The 19,454-nt window shown below is 45.3% G+C and carries 17 protein-coding genes; 2 read left to right on the top strand and 15 right to left on the bottom strand.

The window, feature by feature from the left end:
• The first annotated feature begins 203 nt into the window (after positions 1 to 203).
• Positions 204 to 755, top strand: coding sequence for a signal peptidase I (gene lepB, locus AB1L08_RS17845; protein ID WP_413065999.1), 552 nt, complete (start codon positions 204 to 206; stop codon positions 753 to 755).
• Between the two features lie 200 nt (positions 756 to 955).
• Here the strand turns inward: lepB and AB1L08_RS17840 are convergent, their stop codons facing one another.
• The 12 genes from AB1L08_RS17840 to AB1L08_RS17785 all read right to left on the bottom strand — a co-directional run bounded on the left by AB1L08_RS17840 (position 956) and on the right by AB1L08_RS17785 (position 14,277).
• Positions 956 to 1,984: a glyceraldehyde-3-phosphate dehydrogenase gene (locus AB1L08_RS17840; protein WP_413065998.1), complete on the bottom strand. Its 1,029-nt coding sequence runs from the start codon at positions 1,982 to 1,984 to the stop codon at positions 956 to 958.
• A gap of 137 nt (positions 1,985 to 2,121) precedes the next feature.
• Positions 2,122 to 2,724: a dephospho-CoA kinase gene (gene coaE / locus AB1L08_RS17835; protein WP_413065997.1), complete on the bottom strand. Its 603-nt coding sequence runs from the start codon at positions 2,722 to 2,724 to the stop codon at positions 2,122 to 2,124.
• A 16-nt stretch (positions 2,725 to 2,740) separates the two neighbouring features.
• Positions 2,741 to 3,364, bottom strand: coding sequence for a sporulation membrane protein YtaF (gene ytaF, locus AB1L08_RS17830; RefSeq protein ID WP_413065996.1), 624 nt, complete (start codon positions 3,362 to 3,364; stop codon positions 2,741 to 2,743).
• A gap of 146 nt (positions 3,365 to 3,510) precedes the next feature.
• A complete protein-coding gene (mutM, locus tag AB1L08_RS17825) occupies positions 3,511 to 4,341 on the bottom strand; it encodes a DNA-formamidopyrimidine glycosylase (protein ID WP_413065995.1) in 831 nt (276 codons plus the stop codon).
• 36 nt (positions 4,342 to 4,377) lie between these two features.
• Entirely contained in the window at positions 4,378 to 7,011 is a 2,634-nt protein-coding gene (polA, locus tag AB1L08_RS17820; RefSeq protein WP_413065994.1) for a DNA polymerase I, read from the bottom strand.
• Positions 7,012 to 7,328: 317 nt separating this feature from the next.
• On the bottom strand, positions 7,329 to 8,261 hold the full coding sequence (gene hflC / locus AB1L08_RS17815; protein WP_413065993.1) for a protease modulator HflC: 933 nt from the start codon (positions 8,259 to 8,261) through the stop codon (positions 7,329 to 7,331).
• Positions 8,262 to 8,263: 2 nt separating this feature from the next.
• A complete protein-coding gene (gene hflK, locus AB1L08_RS17810) occupies positions 8,264 to 9,223 on the bottom strand; it encodes an FtsH protease activity modulator HflK (RefSeq protein ID WP_413065992.1) in 960 nt (319 codons plus the stop codon).
• A gap of 192 nt (positions 9,224 to 9,415) precedes the next feature.
• Positions 9,416 to 9,865: a MaoC/PaaZ C-terminal domain-containing protein gene (locus AB1L08_RS17805; RefSeq protein ID WP_413065991.1), complete on the bottom strand. Its 450-nt coding sequence runs from the start codon at positions 9,863 to 9,865 to the stop codon at positions 9,416 to 9,418.
• Between the two features lie 144 nt (positions 9,866 to 10,009).
• Positions 10,010 to 10,948, bottom strand: coding sequence for a malate dehydrogenase (gene mdh, locus AB1L08_RS17800; protein ID WP_413066000.1), 939 nt, complete (start codon positions 10,946 to 10,948; stop codon positions 10,010 to 10,012).
• Between the two features lie 105 nt (positions 10,949 to 11,053).
• The gene (gene icd / locus AB1L08_RS17795) at positions 11,054 to 12,325 is read right to left on the bottom strand and encodes an NADP-dependent isocitrate dehydrogenase (RefSeq protein WP_413065990.1); all 1,272 of its coding nucleotides are present in this window, start codon (positions 12,323 to 12,325) and stop codon (positions 11,054 to 11,056) included.
• 105 nt (positions 12,326 to 12,430) lie between these two features.
• Entirely contained in the window at positions 12,431 to 13,549 is a 1,119-nt protein-coding gene (citZ, locus tag AB1L08_RS17790) for a citrate synthase (protein ID WP_413065989.1), read from the bottom strand.
• 251 nt (positions 13,550 to 13,800) lie between these two features.
• Positions 13,801 to 14,277, bottom strand: a complete 477-nt coding sequence (locus AB1L08_RS17785; RefSeq protein ID WP_413065988.1) for a DUF441 domain-containing protein — start codon at positions 14,275 to 14,277, stop codon at positions 13,801 to 13,803.
• Positions 14,278 to 14,397: 120 nt separating this feature from the next.
• Here AB1L08_RS17785 and ytvI point away from each other — a divergent pair, with 120 nt between their 5' ends.
• Entirely contained in the window at positions 14,398 to 15,528 is a 1,131-nt protein-coding gene (ytvI, locus tag AB1L08_RS17780) for a sporulation integral membrane protein YtvI (RefSeq protein ID WP_413065987.1), read from the top strand.
• A gap of 81 nt (positions 15,529 to 15,609) precedes the next feature.
• On the opposite strand, the gene AB1L08_RS17775 is transcribed toward ytvI, so the two are convergent.
• The 3 genes from AB1L08_RS17775 to pfkA are packed head-to-tail and all read right to left on the bottom strand — an operon-like array spanning position 15,610 to position 18,796.
• A complete protein-coding gene (locus tag AB1L08_RS17775; protein ID WP_413065986.1) occupies positions 15,610 to 15,996 on the bottom strand; it encodes an FxsA family protein in 387 nt (128 codons plus the stop codon).
• 44 nt (positions 15,997 to 16,040) lie between these two features.
• Positions 16,041 to 17,801: a pyruvate kinase gene (gene pyk, locus AB1L08_RS17770; RefSeq protein ID WP_413065985.1), complete on the bottom strand. Its 1,761-nt coding sequence runs from the start codon at positions 17,799 to 17,801 to the stop codon at positions 16,041 to 16,043.
• A gap of 35 nt (positions 17,802 to 17,836) precedes the next feature.
• On the bottom strand, positions 17,837 to 18,796 hold the full coding sequence (gene pfkA, locus AB1L08_RS17765) for a 6-phosphofructokinase (RefSeq protein ID WP_413065984.1): 960 nt from the start codon (positions 18,794 to 18,796) through the stop codon (positions 17,837 to 17,839).
• Positions 18,797 to 19,454: the final 658 nt, after the last annotated feature.

The following is a 19,454-nucleotide window of genomic DNA, read 5'->3' as shown; positions in this document are numbered from 1 at the left end:
TTTCTGGAAATTAGGGTATAGCCGGTTAGCTTAGTATTGCTTTTTTTAGCAGTTCGTTAGTTATATTTTCAGGGTAGAAATATTGATCAAAATAAAAAACTCCTACAAAGTAGGAGGGGAATCAAACAGTTGGGTCAAGAGATCCTTTGACCCATCTAACTCGGCGAATGCCGAGAGACTATTAGGAATTTGGGAGGATAGACATGAAAGAAAGCACCAAGAAAGAAATCATTTCCTGGGTCAAATCGCTTGTATTTGCAATCATTCTCGCATTTGTTTGCAGACAGTTTTTCTTTTCGCCCATTACTGTATTTGGAGAATCCATGTCACCTTCCTTTCAGGATCACGACAAGGTGATTATAAGTAAAACATCCAAGATCCAGCGGTTTGATGTGATTGTCTTTGATGCACCGGATATCGAAAATGAACACTATATTAAACGTGTGATCGGACTCCCGGGAGACAGCATTGAAATGAAAGATGACGTGCTTTATATTAATGGAGAAGCATTCAACGAACCGTATTTGTCGGAAAACAGAAAAGATAACCCATTTGGCAATCTGACCGGGGACTTTTCTTTGCAGGAGAAAACCGGAAAAACAAAAGTCCCTGAAAACATGTTGTTTGTAATGGGCGATAATCGCTTGAACAGCAAGGACAGCCGTACATTCGGGCTCATTTCTTATGATGCTGTAATTGGCGAAGTGAAATTCCGCATCTACCCATTTGATGCATTTGGCCCTGCCAACTCGTAAGAAAAGCGCTGCGCGTTTTTTTTTACAGGTGAGAGGGGCTGGATCTGATTAGTTTGGCGAACGGCCAATTTATACTTTTCTTCTTAAAAAGTCGGGGGTCAGAAGCCGGATTGGCCGGAAATTCAGTCTTTCTTCATTTTTAACCGGAACATAAAAGGGACAAATCCTTTACTTCGGATTTGTCCCTTGATAGCGGAAAATTAACCAGCCTTTGCTTCTTTTTTATTGAGCAAGGTTGCCACATAGGTAACAAGGTCGACTACCCGGCATGAGTATCCCCACTCATTATCATACCAAGCCAATACTTTGACTTTTTTTCCTTCCATGACAATGGTGGAAAGCCCGTCGACAATGGCAGAATGCGGGTTTGTATTAAAATCAATTGAAACAAGCGGCTCTGTCGTAAATGCCAATATGTCCTTCAAAGTACTATTGGCAGCCTTTTGAAATGCATGGTTAATGTCTTGTACGGTTGCTTCCCGTTTTAAATCTACAACAAGGTCAACAAGTGAAACGTTTGGCGTCGGAACACGAAGTGCCATTCCGTGCAATTTCCCTTTTAATTGAGGGAGTACGAGCGACAAAGCTTTTGCCGCCCCGGTTGTCGTGGGGATGATGGACTGGGCGCATGCCCGGGCACGGCGCAGGTCTTTATGCGGATTGTCAAGGTTCTTTTGGTCATTTGTGTATGCGTGAACCGTTGTCATTAATCCGTTCTCAATTCCGAAAGAATCGTCCAGCACTTTTGCAACAGGCGCCAGACAGTTGGTTGTACAGGAAGCATTTGAAATAATATCATGCTGATTGATTGTTAAATCATTCTCATTGACACCCATGACGATTGTTACATCTTCATTTTTTCCAGGAGCCGTCAAAACGACTTTTCTGGCGCCTGCTTCGAGATGCATGGCAGCCTTGTCGCGGGAATTGAATTTCCCCGTCGCCTCTATGACGATGTCAATATTCAATTCATGCCAGGGAAGTTCACGCGGATTGCGGTTATTTAAAAGCTTGATTTCCTTGCCGTTTACTACAAGGGCTTGGTCTTTCGGTTGTATATCAGCTTCAAATTTCCCATGAGTTGTATCATATTTAATGAGATGGGCAAGCGTTTCAGGCGGATAGCTGGCATTAATCGCCACGATATTAAAACGGTCCTCCATGATCGCTTTTCTGAATACCATGCGGCCAATACGGCCAAATCCATTAATCGCAACATTAGCCTTCATAATTTCCGGGAGCCCCCTATAAAGTGTTATACTGTAATTTCATATTGTCGTAATTAGTATAACATAATTATCATAAAAAGGAACAATAAAATGTGTCAGTTATCTTAACCAAAAACAGAAGTGCAATGCACTCCTGTTCAAGGTATCATTTTCCATTTTTCGATCAGGTCTTCCACCTGTTTTTCCGTCGCGCCGAGCGAACCGTTATTGTCAATAACCGCATCGGCCATCTCCTTTTTTTTCCTTAACGGAAGCTGGGATCCGATCCGGGCCTGTGCTTCGTCTTCCCGAAATGAATTTCTGTCCATGAGCCTTTTAAGCTGCGTCTCTTCATCAACGTAAACGACAATCGTTTTTTCAACCATATGAAGCAGATTGCTTTCAAACAATAACGGAATATCCAATATAATCGTATTTTTCCCGTTTTGAATGGCCTCCTCCTGCCACTCCTTCATTTTTTCCCGGACGGCGGGATGTACGATTGCATTCAGTTTTTTTCTTTTTTCGGAATCGTTGAACACAATGGCTCCCAGCTTCGGTCTGTCCAGTGTCCCATCATCCGACAAAATTTCCCTGCCAAATTGTTCAACAACCTGCTCATATGCGGATTCGCCCGGTACGACAACCGTTCTGGCAGCGCGATCCGCATCCACTACCGTAAAGCCGCGCTCTTTCAGCATATTGGAAACAGTGCTTTTGCCGCTTGCAATTCCTCCGGTTAAGCCTATGATCGTTGCCATGAAATCAGCCTTTCTGCTACATTTTTAAAATACCGATTAATATGAGCAATATTCCCGGAAAAAAAGTCATTTTTTGCATTGCCTTCATATGGGAAAAAAATTTGCCAAGGGCAATTCCCGCATTCAAAAACAGAACACCTGACAATGCAGCAGCTCCGGATAAAAGCAGTGGATGAAAACCAAGCATGGCAGCGCCGATCCCGACCCCAAAAGCATCAAGGGAAAGGGCGGCACCGAGCATAATCGCTTCCATCCCCGTAATCGTGCCCGAACTGTCGAAATCTGCCCGTGTCGGCTTTTTTAAAATATGAATGACAATGCCAATCGATTTAATTTCCCAATTAAATTCAAATTTGTCATGTGCCCCCGCTTGCTCTGACCTGAAAAATTGAAATATAATCCAACTGCCGATGATAATCAATATAATGCCGCCAAGCCGGTTGGCAGCGAGCGGTGATAAAAAGCTTTGAATGAACTGCCCAAACAGCATTGCGCAGCCGAGCGAAAATGCGGTACAAAGTGCGATAATGATAATAGATTTAAACGGAATTCCCATTTTTCTGAGACCATATGCAAAACCCGTGCCCAATCCATCCAGACTGATTGCAACCGCCAGCAGTAAAAGAGAGAGAAAACTCATCGGCCAGCTCCTTTCGCTTCAATGTCGGTAAATCAGTATATGAAATGGGCTGGCTGATGGTTAATCATCGTCTGGGCGCCACACAGTCATGGGTGCTTTATCCCGTTTGAACTGGCAGTAAGATGCCCGCTGCTGGAAGTGTTATCTTATTCAAGTATTTGGCATGATGGACAAAAGTGGGTTCCCCTGCCGGCTGCTTTGATTTTTTCAATCATTGTGCCGCAATTAACGCACTCCTGGGCTTTTTTTCCATACACGTACAATTTATTTTGAAATGAGCCTGCCAATCCGAGGGAGTTCATGTACGTATTGACGGAGCTCCCCCCGGCTTCTATCGCTTCGTTCAGCGTTTGTACGATTTGGCTTTTCAGCGTTGCCGCTTCTTCCTCCGTGAGCGTTTTTGCCCTTCGGCACGGGTGAATGGCAGACCTGAACAGCACTTCATCCGCATATATATTCCCGAGGCCGGCGACAATCGTTTGGTCAAGAAGTACCGCTTTGATGATCCGGTCGGTTTTTCTGAACCGATCCATTAAATACGCAGCGGAAAAATCGGCAGAAAAAGGCTCGGGTCCCAGTTTGGAAAGGGGAAGCTGTTTTGCTTCCGTTCCTTTTTTTAACAAATGCATCGTTCCAAACTTGCGGACATCACGGTAACGCAATTCCCCTCCATCCGTCAGGCCAAACACGACATGTGTATGTTTATCGGATGGGTCTCCTTTTTTATGCACGCTGTAATGGCCTTCCATTCGCAAATGGGAGACGAGCGAATAGTCGTCCAATTGGAAAACAAGAAATTTTCCTTTCCTCTCAAGTCCATGGAACGTCTGCCCATGCAGCGCGTCTTGAAATTGTTCGATGTCCAGCGGATAATGGATGATTTTGGGCCATCCAATTTGTACGTCTTCCACCGTTTTCCCCTTAACCAGCTTTAATAATGAGCGGCGCACATTTTCCACTTCCGGCAATTCCGGCATCGCTCATCCCCCCTATTGCCGCTTTCGGCTTTGTCTTTATTTGGCATCGTACCATGTTGGACCGTATGCATAGTCCACTTTGAGCGGAACTTTCAGTTCCAGTGCGTTTTCCATGACGCTTGGTACAAGTTCCTTTAATATGTCTATTTCATCTTTTGGCGCTTCAAAGATTAGCTCATCATGCACCTGGAGCAGAAGGCGTGTTTGCAGCCCTTGTGCCTCCAGCTTTTCCGCCATCTCGATCATCGCTTTTTTAATAATATCAGCCGCACTCCCTTGAATGGGGGTGTTCATGGCGGTTCGTTCACCAAAACCTCTCACATTGAAATTTCTGCTCATGATTTCGGGTATATATCTTCTTCTGTGGAGCAGGGTGGATACATAGCCTTTTTGCTTTGCTTCCAGAACAATATCTTCCATATAATCTTTTACACCGGGATAACTTTGCAAATATCTTTCAATAAATTTTCCGGCATCTTTTCTCGTGATCCCCAGGTTTTGCGATAAGCCGTAATCGCTGATTCCGTATATGATGCCGAAGTTTACCGCTTTTGCCTGCCGTCTCATATTTGGAGTGACTTCCTTTTCGCCGACATGGAACACGTCCATCGCTGTTTTTGTATGAATGTCCATATCTTGGCGGAAGGCTTCGATCAAGTTTTCATCTCCCGCAATATGGGCGAGAACACGCAGTTCAATTTGTGAATAATCGGCTGCAAATATGACCCAGTCTTCCTGGGACGGGATGAATGCCTGCCGGATTTTCCGCCCTTCCTCAAGCCGGATCGGTATGTTTTGCAAGTTCGGATCGGTGGAGCTGAGCCTTCCGGTTTGGGTCAAAGCCTGGTTAAAACGGGTGTGTACTTTGTTCGTGTCTTTTTGCACTACTTTCAGCAAGCCTTCGATATATGTCGATTGCAGTTTTCCAAGCTGGCGGTAGTGTAAAATTTCCTGGATGATTTCATGGGAAGGAGCCAGTTTTTCCAAAACATCAGCAGCTGTCGAATAACCTGTCTTTGTTTTCTTAATGACCGGAAGACCGAGTTTGTCAAACAGGATGACACCGAGCTGTTTCGGTGAATTGATGTTAAATTCCTGGCCGGCCAACTGGTGGATTTTGGCTTCTATGGCCTTTAGGCGCTCCGCCATTTCAACACGCATCTTTTTCAGCCGCTCAACATCGACTTTCACACCTGTGTATTCCATTTTCGCCAGGACAAGTGACAGCGGGAGTTCGAGCTCGTAAAACAATTCGAGCTGCTCGTTTTCTTTCAGCTCATCGACGCACGGTTTGTATAAAGCTTGAATGCCAAGCGCCTTTCTTGCCAAATGTTCGGCGAGCGCTTCTTTTTCCGCCACTTTCCTTTTTACCCCTTTACCGTAAACAGCCTCATCCGTTTCGACATCCGTGAAACCGTGGCGCTTGGCCACTCCCGCAAAATCGGCCGTTGATTCGGAAGGGTTGAGCAAATAAGATACGAGCAGCAGATCAAATTCTATTCCTTTTAATTCAATTCCGCGTCTTTTTAACGCTACAATGGAGCGTTTGGCATCATACACCCGTTTTTTCTTTGTATCATCCTCGGCCCATTTTTTAAAAGACTCCGATTGCAATGCAATATCTGCCGGCAAAAACAATGCCCCGTTTTCGTCCGCAAGCCCAAACCCGACAATGTCACCCGTAAAATAATTTTCTTCTAGCACTTCCAGGTAAAAGGCCATTTGATTGGAGAAAAGATCATCATTGACCGTTTCCACCATTGTAAATTCGATCGGTTTTAAATCAGCATCCGCTGCAGGCGAATCTCCGCCTTCTATTTTTTCCAGCAGGGAATTGAATTCCAGCTCTTGGAATACCGCTTTTAAGTCGGCCGGATCGTAACCTTTATATTCCAGATCTGCCATTGAAATATTGACTGGAGCTGCCGTTTCAATCGTAGCCAGCTTTTTGCTTAGTATGGCCAGTTCCTTATGCTTCGTCAGGCGTTCCTTCAGCTTTGGCCCGCCTACTTGATCAATTGAGTCCAGCAAAGCTTCCAATGAACCGAATTGTTTCAATAGTTTAATCGCCGTTTTTTCCCCGATCCCGGGAACGCCAGGAATATTGTCGGACTGGTCTCCCATTAATCCTTTCATATCAATAATTTGTTCTGGAGCAAGTCCATATTTTTCCATCACGTGCCCGGGGGTGTAGTTTTCGATATCCGTCATGCCTTTTTTTGTGATTCCGACAGTAATGTGATCCGTGCCGAGCTGCGTCAAATCTTTATCACCCGAAATGACTTTGACCTCGTATCCGTCTTTTTCGGCTGCAACGGCCAGTGTACCGATAATATCGTCCGCTTCGTAATTTTCCAGTTCATATTGTTTAATGCCATAGGCGTTGAGCAATTCACGCAAAAACGGAAACTGCTCGGACAATTCAGGCGGGGTTTTTTGCCGGCCCCCTTTATACTCTTGAAACGTTTTGTGGCGAAAAGTCGTCTTGCCGGCATCAAATGCGACAAGAATATGGGTCGGTTTCTCCTCTTCAAGCACTTTCATCAGCATGGTGGTAAAACCGTAAACTGCATTCGTATATACACCTTTGTCATTATGAAGCAGCGGCAGCGCAAAAAAAGCGCGGTAGGCAACGCTGTTTCCGTCGATCAGCATTAATTTTTTCTTCACAACATACCCTCCCAATGTTCCAGCTCGTCCAACATAATCAATATACTTATTCTAGCACGGGGAATGACGAAAGTGAAAAATTCGTGCCGGTGCGAGGTTCCCTGATCGTATTTCGTGGTCTTTGGATCGTATTTGCGTAAAACTTGAACGTATTCGCGGTTCGCAAATCGCATTTGCGTAAAACTGGAAAACGCTAACACGTTCTTTCTTAGAAGTAAGCGGTGGGAGGTTGGATTGGATGAAATGGGCGAACTGCCAATTTATACCTTCTTTCCTTACGTTGAAAACCGCCGGTAAATTTCCGGCGGCCAAGTTGATTATTTTGTGTAACCCATCAGCAGGCGCGCATAGGGGGAGTCGGCAGGAAGAACGATCACCGTGTCCTCGCCGATTGTTTTCTTGTAAGATTCCAGTGTACGGTATAGCTGATAAAATTCCCGGTCTTTTGAAAAAGCCTGGTTGTAAATTTTTGCAGCTTCCCCTTCCCCCTCGGAGCGGATTACCTCGGCGTCCGCCTGGGCTTTGGAAAGCATTTCCCGGACTTTTCGGTCTGTTTCCGCGGTAATTTGGTTCTTTCTTGCGTCACCTTTCGATAAATATTCCTGGGCGGTCGATTCACGCTCGGAAATCATTCTCGTATAGACCGAGTTCTCGTTTTCATTCGGCAAATCCGTACGCTTCATGCGAACATCTGTTACAACGATTCCATATTGGTCATGGGAGAGAAGGTCATTGACCTTTTCTGTCACACGGTCATTCAAACTTCCCCGCGATGATTTTTCGTCATTGATGATTTCATCATAGTTCAGCTGTCCCAATTCGGTCCGGATAACGGAATAAATAAACTCTTCCATTCTTGATTCCGCGTTCTCTACCGTTCTCGCGTTTGTAATCATTTTTTTCGGATCGGTAATTTTCCAAAGCGCATAGTTGTCAATAATGATTCGTTTTTTATCTTTTGTATTAATTTCTGCCTGGGAAACATCATAGGTCATTTGGTATTTCGGCAAAGTGGAAACGCTCTGGATAAACGGCACTTTCATGGACAGCCCCGGTTCTGTCTTGATTCTTACGACTTCCCCAAACTGGCGGACAACTTTAAATTCGCCTTCCCGGACGATAAACAGGCTTGAAAGCAGCAATATGAGCAATAATATGATGATAAGAATAAAGATGCCTAATTTCGTATATTTGCGCCATTCCAATTCAACAGTTTTGCGCTCCTTAAAATCAACCACTTTCCTGTCCAATATTACTCATCCCCCTTCGATTCTTCGGCCTTCTTCGGCTGTTCCTTTTCCATTGGCCGAATCGGGAAATATTTCAGCGTACTGCCATCATCGTTCATAATATATATTTCGGTTCCGGGCAGCACCTGCTCCAGCGTTTCGAGTGTAAGCCGTTCCCTCGTCACCTCGGGATTGGATTTATATTGTTCATACAGCTTATTAAAAACGGCTACGTCTCCGCGGGCTGTTTCCAAACGGGCCGCCTTTTCACCTTCCGCCTTTGAAATAATGGCCTCTTTTTCACCTTCCGCCTCATTCAGGCGCTGGTTTTCATATTTTTGGGCTTCATTCAGTTTCGTATTCATCGTTTCGCGGGCATCGGTCACGGCTGTAAAGGCATTGCGCACTTCTTTATTCGGCAGTTCCACATCTTTTAATTTAACCGCCAATATTGAAATGCCGATATCATATTTTTCGATCAGGGCAGTCAACAATTCCCGGACGCTTCCTTCAATTTCCGCCTTGCCGGAAGTAAGGGCATCGTCAATTTTGGAGCTGCCGATAATGCTTCTTAAAGAAGCGGAAGTTGCATCGTATAATATTTCTTTCGGGTTTTCGGAATAAAACAAGTATTTTTTCGGATCCGTAATTTTCCACTGGACCACAAGGTCGGCGTGAACGATATTCTCATCACCTGTAATCATTTTGGTTTCATCCGAGAGCTTTTGTTTTTTTCCGCCCTCGTCTTGATAACCAAACTCAAGGCTCATCGTTTCACGGGCCAGTTTTTCTACATGCTGTACCGGCCATGGCATTTTAAAATGCAAACCCGGCTCCGTGACCGTTTCCCCTGCTTTCCCAAACGTTAAGATAACAGCCTGGTCGGACTCATCCAACGTGTACCATGATGTAAACAGGGTGACTGCCAAAATCAACCCCGCAGCGACCATGCCGGTGGCAGCATAGACTCTCTTTAAACTCATACCCTCACGTTCCTTTCTTGTAATCTCTTATTATTGTATTACGATGACTTACGAAAAAGGTTTCAGCCCAATGCTTCTCTCCATAAAAAAACCGCAGTATCAAGGGCTGCGGCGGAGGCAATCTTTATCCCAAATAAAAACAGGCCGCATGGACCTGCCCAAAAAGGCATGATTGCCTGATATATTAAATATTCAGCTTCCATTCCCATACGGAGGAGCTGCCAGAACCGTCGCATTGATGACGGTTTGTTCGTTTTCATCGGTTCCCTGGACTTTTATGGTCACTGTATGGGACTCCTGATTGACATCAACGACTTCAAATAAAAATTCAACCGTTGCATAATGATGGACCGGTTTGACAAATTCAATTTCCTGTTTAAGGATATGGGACCCCGGACCTGGCAAGTATTTCGTAATGGCAGAGGTGATAATCCCCGTCAACATTACAGAAGGAACAATTGGTTTCTCATATGGTGTTTGGGAAGCATAGTCATGCTGGATATAGAGTGGATTGGCATCATTCGTCAGACCTAAAAACAGCAGCAAATCTTTGTCTTCGATTTTCTCGGTAAGCTTTAATTTTTCCCCTTCTGTTATTTCTCCAATCTGTCTCCCAAGCTTTCTTTTTTTCCCAAGTAACAATAAGAGCACCTCCGTTATTAAGCGCTTCCATCTTGCTTTTCAACATCATATCATTTCTTTTTAAAAAAACAAAGACAAAAATTTCGGCGAATAAAAAACAACCCCTGGCATGAAAGGTTATCCAGGGGTTGTATTGCGCTTTTTCTATTCAAGAACATTCATGACTTCGCGAACAGAATCGGCTGATTTTTTCAATGCCGCTTTTTCTTCCCCGGTCAGTTCAAGTTCGATTACCTGCTCAATTCCATTTTTGCCGAGGATTGTTGGGACTCCGAGATATATGCCTTCAAATCCATACTCTCCCTCCAGAAAGGCGATCGCCGGAAGGACTCTGCGCTGATCTTTGACAATGGCCTCAACCATTTCAACAAGAGCGGCCGCAGGGGCATAGTAGGCACTTCCGTTGCCGAGCAAGTTGACAATTTCGCCGCCGCCTTTTCTTGTACGTTCGACAATGGCATCAAGCCGGTCTTTTGGAATGAGCTTTTCAAGCGGAATACCGCCGGCATAAGAATATCGGACGAGCGGCACCATGTCATCGCCGTGTCCACCGAGAACAAAACCGGTAATATCTTTTACGGACAAATTCAGTTCTTGGGCAACAAATGTACGGAAACGCGCAGTGTCAAGCACACCCGATTGTCCGATGACGCGTTCTTTCGGGAATCCGGACTCTTTGTAAACTGTGTATGTCATGGCGTCTACCGGATTCGTGAGAACAATGATCGTACTGTTTGGGGAGTATTTGACAATTTCCCGGGTAACACTTTTCATGATTTTTTGGTTTGTTTGGACAAGATCGTCGCGGCTCATGCCGGGTTTGCGGGCAATGCCGGCCGTAATGACGACCAAATCGGAATCCTTCGTGTCTTCATAGTTGGATGTGCCTGTAATGTTTGCATCAAACCCTTGCACAGGGCTTGCTTCCAACATATCCAAAGCTTTTCCCTTCGTCGGATTTTCCATTTGAGGAATGTCAACGAGTACAACGTCGCCAAGTTCTTTTTGTGCCGTTAAGAATGCGGTGGTGGCTCCTGTAAAGCCCCCACCGATTACCGAGATTTTTTTCCGTTTCATTGACATGGGAAGTTCCCTTCTTTCTTTAATTTTGCGCACTTTTAGGCTGTTCTCTGAACAGCCTTCATTGTGTTTGCCTTTTAGCCCCAATATTCCCTTTTTCAAGAAACATTAATCCATGTTTTCAATCAATGCGCTTCCGAACTCGGAGGTTTTTACTTCTGTTGCGCCTTCCATGAGGCGGGCAAAGTCATACGTAACCACTTTTGATTCGATCGTTGTTTCCATTGATTTCGTAATCAACTGAGCCGCTTCTGACCAGCCAAGGTGCTCAAGCATAAGCACTCCGGACAAAATGACGGAAGAAGGATTCACTTTGTCAAGGCCTGCATATTTTGGTGCTGTTCCATGAGTGGCTTCAAAAATGGCATGGCCTGTTTCATAGTTGATGTTTGCTCCCGGGGCAATTCCAATTCCGCCTACTTGAGCGGCAAGGGCATCAGAAATATAGTCACCGTTCAAGTTCATGGTGGCCACTACGTCAAATTCTTTTGGACGGGTAAGGATTTGCTGCAGGAATATATCGGCGATCGCATCCTTAATGATGATTTTTCCTGCCGCCTCGGCATCGGCCTGTGCTTTGTTCGCAGCATCTGCACCTTTTTCCTCTTTGATTTTATCATATTGATCCCAAGTGAACACTTTGTCGCCAAATTCTCTTTCGGCAAGTTCATAGCCCCAGTTTTTGAAGGCTCCTTCTGTAAACTTCATGATGTTTCCTTTATGTACGAGCGTGACGGATTTGCGTCCTTCTTTCAGGGCATAGTTGATCGCTGCCCGGACGAGCCTTTCTGTTCCTTCCTGGGAAACCGGCTTGATTCCGATGCCTGATGTTTCAGGGAAGCGGATTTTATTGACGCCCATTTCATTTTGCAGGAAGTCAACTACTTTTTTCACTTCCTCTGTTCCTGCCTTGTATTCAATTCCTGCATAAATATCTTCCGTATTTTCGCGGAAAATAACCATATCTGTATCTTCAGGGCGTTTTACCGGAGATGGCACCCCTTCAAAGTATCTTACCGGACGAAGGCATACAAACAGATCCAATTCCTGGCGAAGCGCGACGTTCAAGGAACGAAAGCCGCCGCCGATCGGAGTGGTGAGTGGACCTTTAATGGCAATTAAATATTCGCGGATTGTTTCCAATGTTTCATCGGGAAGCCATTCACCGAATTTGTTAAAAGCCTTTTCACCGGCGTATACTTCTTTCCACTCAATTTTTCGTTTGCCGGCATAAGCCTTTTCCACTGCGGCATCTAGTACCCGCTGGGCGGCCGCCCAAATGTCGGGACCGGTTCCGTCCCCTTCAATAAAAGGAATAATTGGATTGTCCGGCGTTTGTAATACGCCATTGGTCACTGTAATTTTTTCACCTTGCGTCATTTCTATCCCTCCAAGTTCAATATCAAAGGTTAGAAAGCGAAGTTTCTAACCTTTTCCCCGTTCTATCATATCAGAAGATCATGCAAAAATCTAAAACCGTTTCGTTTATTTGCGCTCATCAAGCGGTACGTAGGAGCGCATGCCCGGCCCTATATAATCGGCACGCGGGCGGATGAGCCGATTATTTTCATATTGTTCCAAAATATGGGCGAGCCATCCGGACGTACGGCTTACTGCAAAGATGGGCGTGAATAGGTCATGATCGATGCCAAGGCTGTGATATACAGATGCGGAATAGAAGTCCACGTTAGGCGGCAATGGTTTTTCGGAAGTAAACACCTCTTCCACCTTAACGGAAATATCGTACCACTCCGGTTCACCGGTCAATTCTGTCAGTTTTTTGGACATCTCTTTTAAATGTTTGGCGCGCGGGTCGCCTTTGCGGTAAACACGGTGGCCAAAGCCCATGATTTTTTCTTTATTTTTTAATTTTTCGCGGATATAGCTTTCGGCGTTGTCAACCGAGCCGATTTCTGTAAGCATTTTCATAACTTGCTCATTGGCACCGCCGTGCAATGGTCCTTTCAGGGCGCCGATCGCCGCAGTCAAACCCGAATAAATGTCCGACAGAGTAGCCACACAAACACGGGCAGTAAATGTAGATGCATTCAATTCATGGTCGGCATGAAGGATGAGCGCCTTATTCATTGCCTCGACTTCAATATCATCGGGCTCTTCACCTTTGAGCATGTACATAAAATTGGCGGCAAACCCGAGGTCTTTTCGCGGAGCAACAGGCTCCAGCCCTTTTCGGATCCGGGCGAAAGCTGCTACAATGGCCGGCATTTTTGCCTGTATGCGAACAGCCTTTTTATAATTCGCTTCCTTGCTCATTGTCTCGGCTTCTTCATCAAAAATGCCCAAAGCCGATACAGCGGTGCGGAGCACGGACATTGGATGCACCCTGTCAAGGGGGTACGTTTTAAAGGTGTCAATGACTTCCTTTGGCAGATCCATGTTACCGGCCAATTCCTGCTTCAGTTCTTGAAGCTGTTCTTTCGTCGGCAGTTCCAAATGCCATAATAAATAAATGATTTCCTCGAAGCTCGCATTCTCCGTTAAATCGTCGATATTGTAACCGACGTATGTAAGAGTGTCGTCAATGATGGAGCTGATCGAAGATGTTGTGGCTACTACCCCTTCTAACCCGCGTGATGCTGTCATAATAACCTCTCCTTTTATCTTATTTATCTATCTGAAGTTGTAAAACAATAGAAAACACGCACATAAAAAAATCACCCTGCGAAAGATTATGCCAATGGTAAAATGTCCTTCAGTTCTATTATAGTCAATAAAAATATCTTGTCTAATTTTCAACATTTCCCTTTACCCATGACCATTATAACCGATTTGCCAAAAATACGGAAAGAAAATGCCGTTTTGCTTTTGTTCTGTTGACTTTGCCTTGAAACTTTTTACAAACCTTTTCCAATCCGAAACAGCTCAAATAATTTCATGGCGAAATATGCAATTCCCGCCCCGATTAACGGCCCGACCGCTACCCCCTTAAAAAGCGAAACAGCCAGGATGGTCCCAAGAACCAATGCTGTGGTAATATGAGGGTCCTCGGTGAGCAGGACAATGCCATACTTGGCTATGAGCGCCACAGCCATTCCGGCTCCAAGCGCAATCCAAGCATAAGGAGATTTGACTGCACCCCCGAGCTCCTTAAAGCCGATATGGCCACTGGCCACCGGTGCAAGCACCGCAATCGTAATGACGGTAACCCCCCATTGGATTCCTTTCGTTTGTATCATTCCGAACACTTTTTCATCTGCCCCTGCTATTTTTAGTATGATCAAAACGGAAACAGCTATGACAAGAGATTGATTTTTTGCCAGGAATCCGATCCCCAGCAAAAGAAGCAAAAACAAATAAGCCTGGTTTAACAATTCATTCATCTCCCAAATAAATAACGAAATTTATCATAACATGGTATCATTAAGAAAAAAGAACTTAGTATCCGGTTGCCTGCAACCGTCCAAAAAGCCGGAATTGAAGGTGGGATTTCTTTGGATCGTGAAAGTGTAAACAGATTGATACGATTTTTAATTGTTATTGCTGTTGTCACCCTTTCGCTTGTTACGATTTACTACGTTTTTAAGCTAACCTATCCGTTCATCATTGCGATTGTGATCGCCATTGCGATCAACCCTGTGGTCCGATTCCTCGAAAAACGCTGGAAATTCCCCCGAATACTCGCCGTCTTATCGGCACTTCTCGTCGTTATCGGAGTATTTACGGGGCTGATCACTTTGCTGATTGCGGAAATCGTGGCCGGTGCTTCCCATTTTGCCAATGTTGTCCCCGAACATGTCGGCACAATGATCACGTATTTGGAAAGGTTTTTTGCGAATCAATTCATCCCTTTCTACAACAAGGTAGCCAGCATGTTTAAAAGTCTTGACAGCGGACAGCAGGAAACGATTATGAACAGCATCAACGAGACCGGCAATAAAATATCAGAAAGCGCGACAGCTTTTTTGCAGAATTTCTTTCTCAAATTGCCCGCCCTCGTTTCCTGGATTCCAAACGCGGCAACGGTCATTATTTTTTCATTGCTCGCAACTTTCTTTATAAGCAAGGATTGGGACAAGCTAACCGCATCATTGTCCAAGATGCTGCCCGAAAAAGTGCGGCACAGCGGATTAAGGGTTTTTATTGACTTGAAAAAAGCGCTGGCCGGTTTTGTCAGAGCACAGCTAACCCTTATTTCCATCACGTTGGTGATCGTTTTGATCGGACTGTTGATTTTGCGTGTAAACTATGCGATTACAATCGCCCTCATTACGGGGCTTGTGGACCTCCTGCCTTATCTCGGAACAGGGGTGGTATTTATCCCCTGGCTGATTTATGAAGCCGTGACCGGCAACTTCGGACTCGCCATCGGACTCGGTATTTTATATACAGTTGTGATTGTACAAAGACAATTAATGGAACCCAAAATATTGTCTTCCAACATTGGGCTCAACCCGCTCGCGACGCTCGTTGCCTTGTTTGTCGGATTCAAGCTGGTCGGCTTTCTTGGATTGATTCTTGGTCCGGTAACGCTCGTGCTCCTTACCACGCTGCACGGGGCCAACGTGTTTCGGGATATTTGGGCGTACATCAAAGGAACATCTCCGCCGCCGGCAGCAAAGTAAAATGGCGCTCAATCGCCACAATATGTAAAATATAAAAGCGGATAGACCGGGAAACTTCTGTTACCCCGGTCTATCCTTTTTTTACCTGTATATATAAATATGTCGTTTTGAAACCCAATTTTTAAACCATTTCAGCAACAGCGGTTTAAAGAGCTTCCGGGCAGGAGGAAACAGCAATATCAAGCCAGCGGCATCCGTAATAAATCCCGGCATGAGCAAAAGCAGCCCGCCAATAAGGATGCAAAAGCCTTCCAGCAGTGCATCGCCTGGTGGTTGTCCAAAACGAACCTGTTCTTGCATTTTTCTTATTATGCCAAGCCCTTCCTTTTTGGCAAGAACGGCACCCAAAATGCCCGTCAAAATAATAAGGGCTACCGTGGCGAAGCTTCCAATTGCCTGGCCCGTTAAAATGAACAGGCCGATTTCCAATGCCGGAACGATTATAAAAACGGGCAGGAAATATTTCATGCAGTTCACATCCCCGGTGGTCTTTTCTTTTATTATACCACAGCTTAGAGTACGCTTGCATGGCCGTTATAAATGACTCCGCGGCTGCCGTCAACCGTAATTTCCTGCCCGTCTTCAATGATCCCGGTTGCCCGGTCTACCCCAACGATGACAGGAATGCCCAAACTAATTCCGACAACAGCTGCATGGCTCGTCAAACCGCCTTCTTCCGCAATGAGGGCAGCGCATTTTTCAATGGCTGGAACCATTTCCCGATCTGTTCCAATGGTAACCAAAATGCTTCCTTCTTCCACTTTGTCCAGCGCTTCTTGAGAGCTTTTCGCAATCACCGCTTTTCCGTAGGCCGATTTTTTTCCAATCCCCTGTCCTTTCGCCAGTATATCTCCTACAACATGCACCTTCATTAAGTTTGTTGTTCCTCTTTCACCAACAGGGACACCTGCTGTAATAATGATGAGGTCCCCATGTTTTACTATGCCGGTATCGAGACTTGCGGTAACGGCATGGTCAAGCATTTCATCGGTTGTTGTTACTTTGTGGCCAAGCTGCGGATGCACTCCCCAAACAAGCGTCAGGCGCCTTGAAACCGCCAAATTGGATGTCACAGCCACGATCGGCGCTTTCGGGCGGTATTTTGAAATCATTCTTGCCGTATGGCCGCTTTCTGTCGGGGCAACGATTGCATTGACCCCCAAATTAATCGCTGTATGCGCCACCGATTGGCAAATGGCATCGATCATGTTATGCTTTCCATTTTTACTTAATTTCGAAAGAATTTCTTTGTGGTTTATCGCTCGTTCGGATGTAAGTGCAATATTTTTCATCGTTCTGACCGCATCAATCGGATAGGCTCCTGCAGCTGTCTCCCCCGAAAGCATGACGGCATCGGATCCGTCAAAAATGGCATTGGCCACATCACTTGCTTCCGCTCTTGTCGGCCTGGGGTTTCTTTGCATGGAATCGAGCATTTGTGTGGCTGTAATGACCGGTTTTCCCGCCTCGTTGCACTTTTTAATCAATTGTTTTTGAACGAGCGGCACCATTTCAGCGGGAATTTCAACACCAAGATCCCCGCGGGCGACCATTAAACCATCGGAAACTTCCAGAATTTCATTGATATTGTCAACGCCTTCCTGGTTTTCAATTTTGGGAATGATATGCATATGGGGTGCACCATTTTCCTCAAGCAACTGCCTGATCTCCAGAACATCGGAAGCTCTTCTGACAAACGAGGCGGCGATAAAATCGACCCCTTGCCGGATCCCAAACAGGATATCTTTCGCATCTTTGCTCGTAATTCCCGGCAGGTTGACAGATACACCGGGCACATTGACGCCTTTTTTATTTTTTAAAACCCCGCTGTTGATGACTTTTACGATGATCTCTTGCTTGTCCTTTTTTAGCTCTGTAACCTCCAGCTCGATCAATCCGTCGTCCAATAAAATCTTTGAACCAATGTGCACATCCTCGATCAGGCCTTCATACGTAACCGAAATTTTTTCTGCTGTTCCCAATACCTCCTTCATCGATACGATGACATCGGTTCCTTCCTTCAGTTCAACAGCCCCGTCTTCCATGTCGTGCGTTCTGATCTCGGGTCCTTTTGTGTCCAGCAAGATTCCGATTTCGGTGCCAGCCCGTTTGGCTGCCTCCCGGATATTCATAATTCTCTGGCGATGTTCCTCATGGTTTCCGTGGGAAAAATTCAAACGGGCTACATTCATCCCCTCAGCAATCATTTGATCCAATAAATCGGGACTTTCGCTTGCCGGACCAATCGTACAAACTATTTTTGTCTTTTTCATCTATATCGGATACCTCCTTTGATCCTGGCTTTTGTTTAAATGGATAACTCTTTTGACAACGTATATAAGTTCTGGTTAAAATCATGGGCTTTTTCCAATATGGAAAAAAGATCCTCATCTACGATTTCATCTTTATATATTCCAACTGCGCGCCCGCCTTTGCCTTCCATCAGTAATTCTACCGCTTTTGCACCGAGCCTGCTTGCAAGGACCCGGTCAAATGCTGTTGGTGACCCGCCCCGCTGAATATGTCCCAATACGGACACTCGGGTTTCAATACCCGTTTCTTCTTTCAATTTTGCCGCAAAGTCCGTCCCGGTCGTTACGCCTTCTGCGACGATAATAATACTGTGTTTTTTGCCTCTTTCCATCCCTTTTTCAAGGCGCCGGGCAATATCTTTCAAATCGCCGGGGATTTCGGGGATCAAAATGGTTTCGGCACCGCCTGCAAGTCCCGACCAAAGTGCAATATCCCCGGCATCGCGTCCCATGACTTCAATAATAAAAGTGCGTTCATGGGAAGTGGCCGTATCACGAATTTTATCAATTGCATCCAAGACAGTATTCAATGCCGTGTCAAATCCAATTGTATATTGGGTGCCGGGAATATCATTATCAATCGTTCCGGGAATGCCGATACAGGGGAATTCCAGCTCTGAAAGCGCCCGGGCTCCCATATAGGAACCATCTCCGCCAATGACGATCAGGCCTTCGATGCCTTTGTTTTTCAATTGCTCTAACCCTTGGAGCTGTCCTTCCTTTGTTTTAAATTGTTCGCAGCGGGCCGAGTGTAAAATCGTTCCGCCCCTATGTATAATATCTCCGACAGACCCTACCTCAAGCTTTTTTATATTGCCCGCAATCAATCCGCTGAATCCCTGATAGATGCCATACGTTTCAAGCCCGTGGAAAATCGCTTTCCTCACAACAGCCCGGATGGCAGCATTCATCCCGGGGGCATCCCCTCCGCTTGTTAACACCCCTATTTTTCTCAATTGAATCCCCCCTAAACAAACCTGTAAAGATATGTTAAAAATACCATTAAACGAAGTGATCCACAAATTTTTCATCAATATATGGAACAGTTGTTGGAGATGGAAAGGTTCAGTGTGCGCAACATTTCCAAAACAATCGCGTGAACGCTATAAAGAAAAGCGTAAGGCGCCTGTATCGGTTGCAAGTATAAGACAAATTTGCCGAGGAGAACAGACATGCGGTTTACTTCAATTCGCGGCCAGCAATTGTTAATAATACCACTAAAAAAGCAAAATCTCATAAATAATAGACGCTCTGCCTCCCTATTCGGAGGGAAAAGGACCACCAATTGGGTCGTTTTGAACATCTAAACGAGTCCGCTATACAATATCACCAGAATCCGGGCCTCTTTTTTACGCATCTAAGTGACTGGTGGATTGCCGATGTTAACCTTCTTCGGGCTCTAGATCGCTCTACGTGACCCAAATTACAGGTTCACGCCTTTTTCAGTCACTTAGAACCTTTCTACGTGACCCAAATTACAGGTTCACGCCTTTTTCGGTCACTTAGAACCTTTCTATGTGACCCAAATTACGGGTTTACGCCTTTTTCAGTCACTTAGAACCTTTCTACGTGACCCAAATTACAGGTTCACGCCTTTTTCGGTCACTTAGAACC

This window comes from Siminovitchia jepli (assembly GCF_047228825.1).
Lineage (GTDB): Bacteria > Bacillota > Bacilli > Bacillales > Bacillaceae_C > Siminovitchia.
This window is presented reverse-complemented; position numbering and strand designations above follow the sequence as displayed.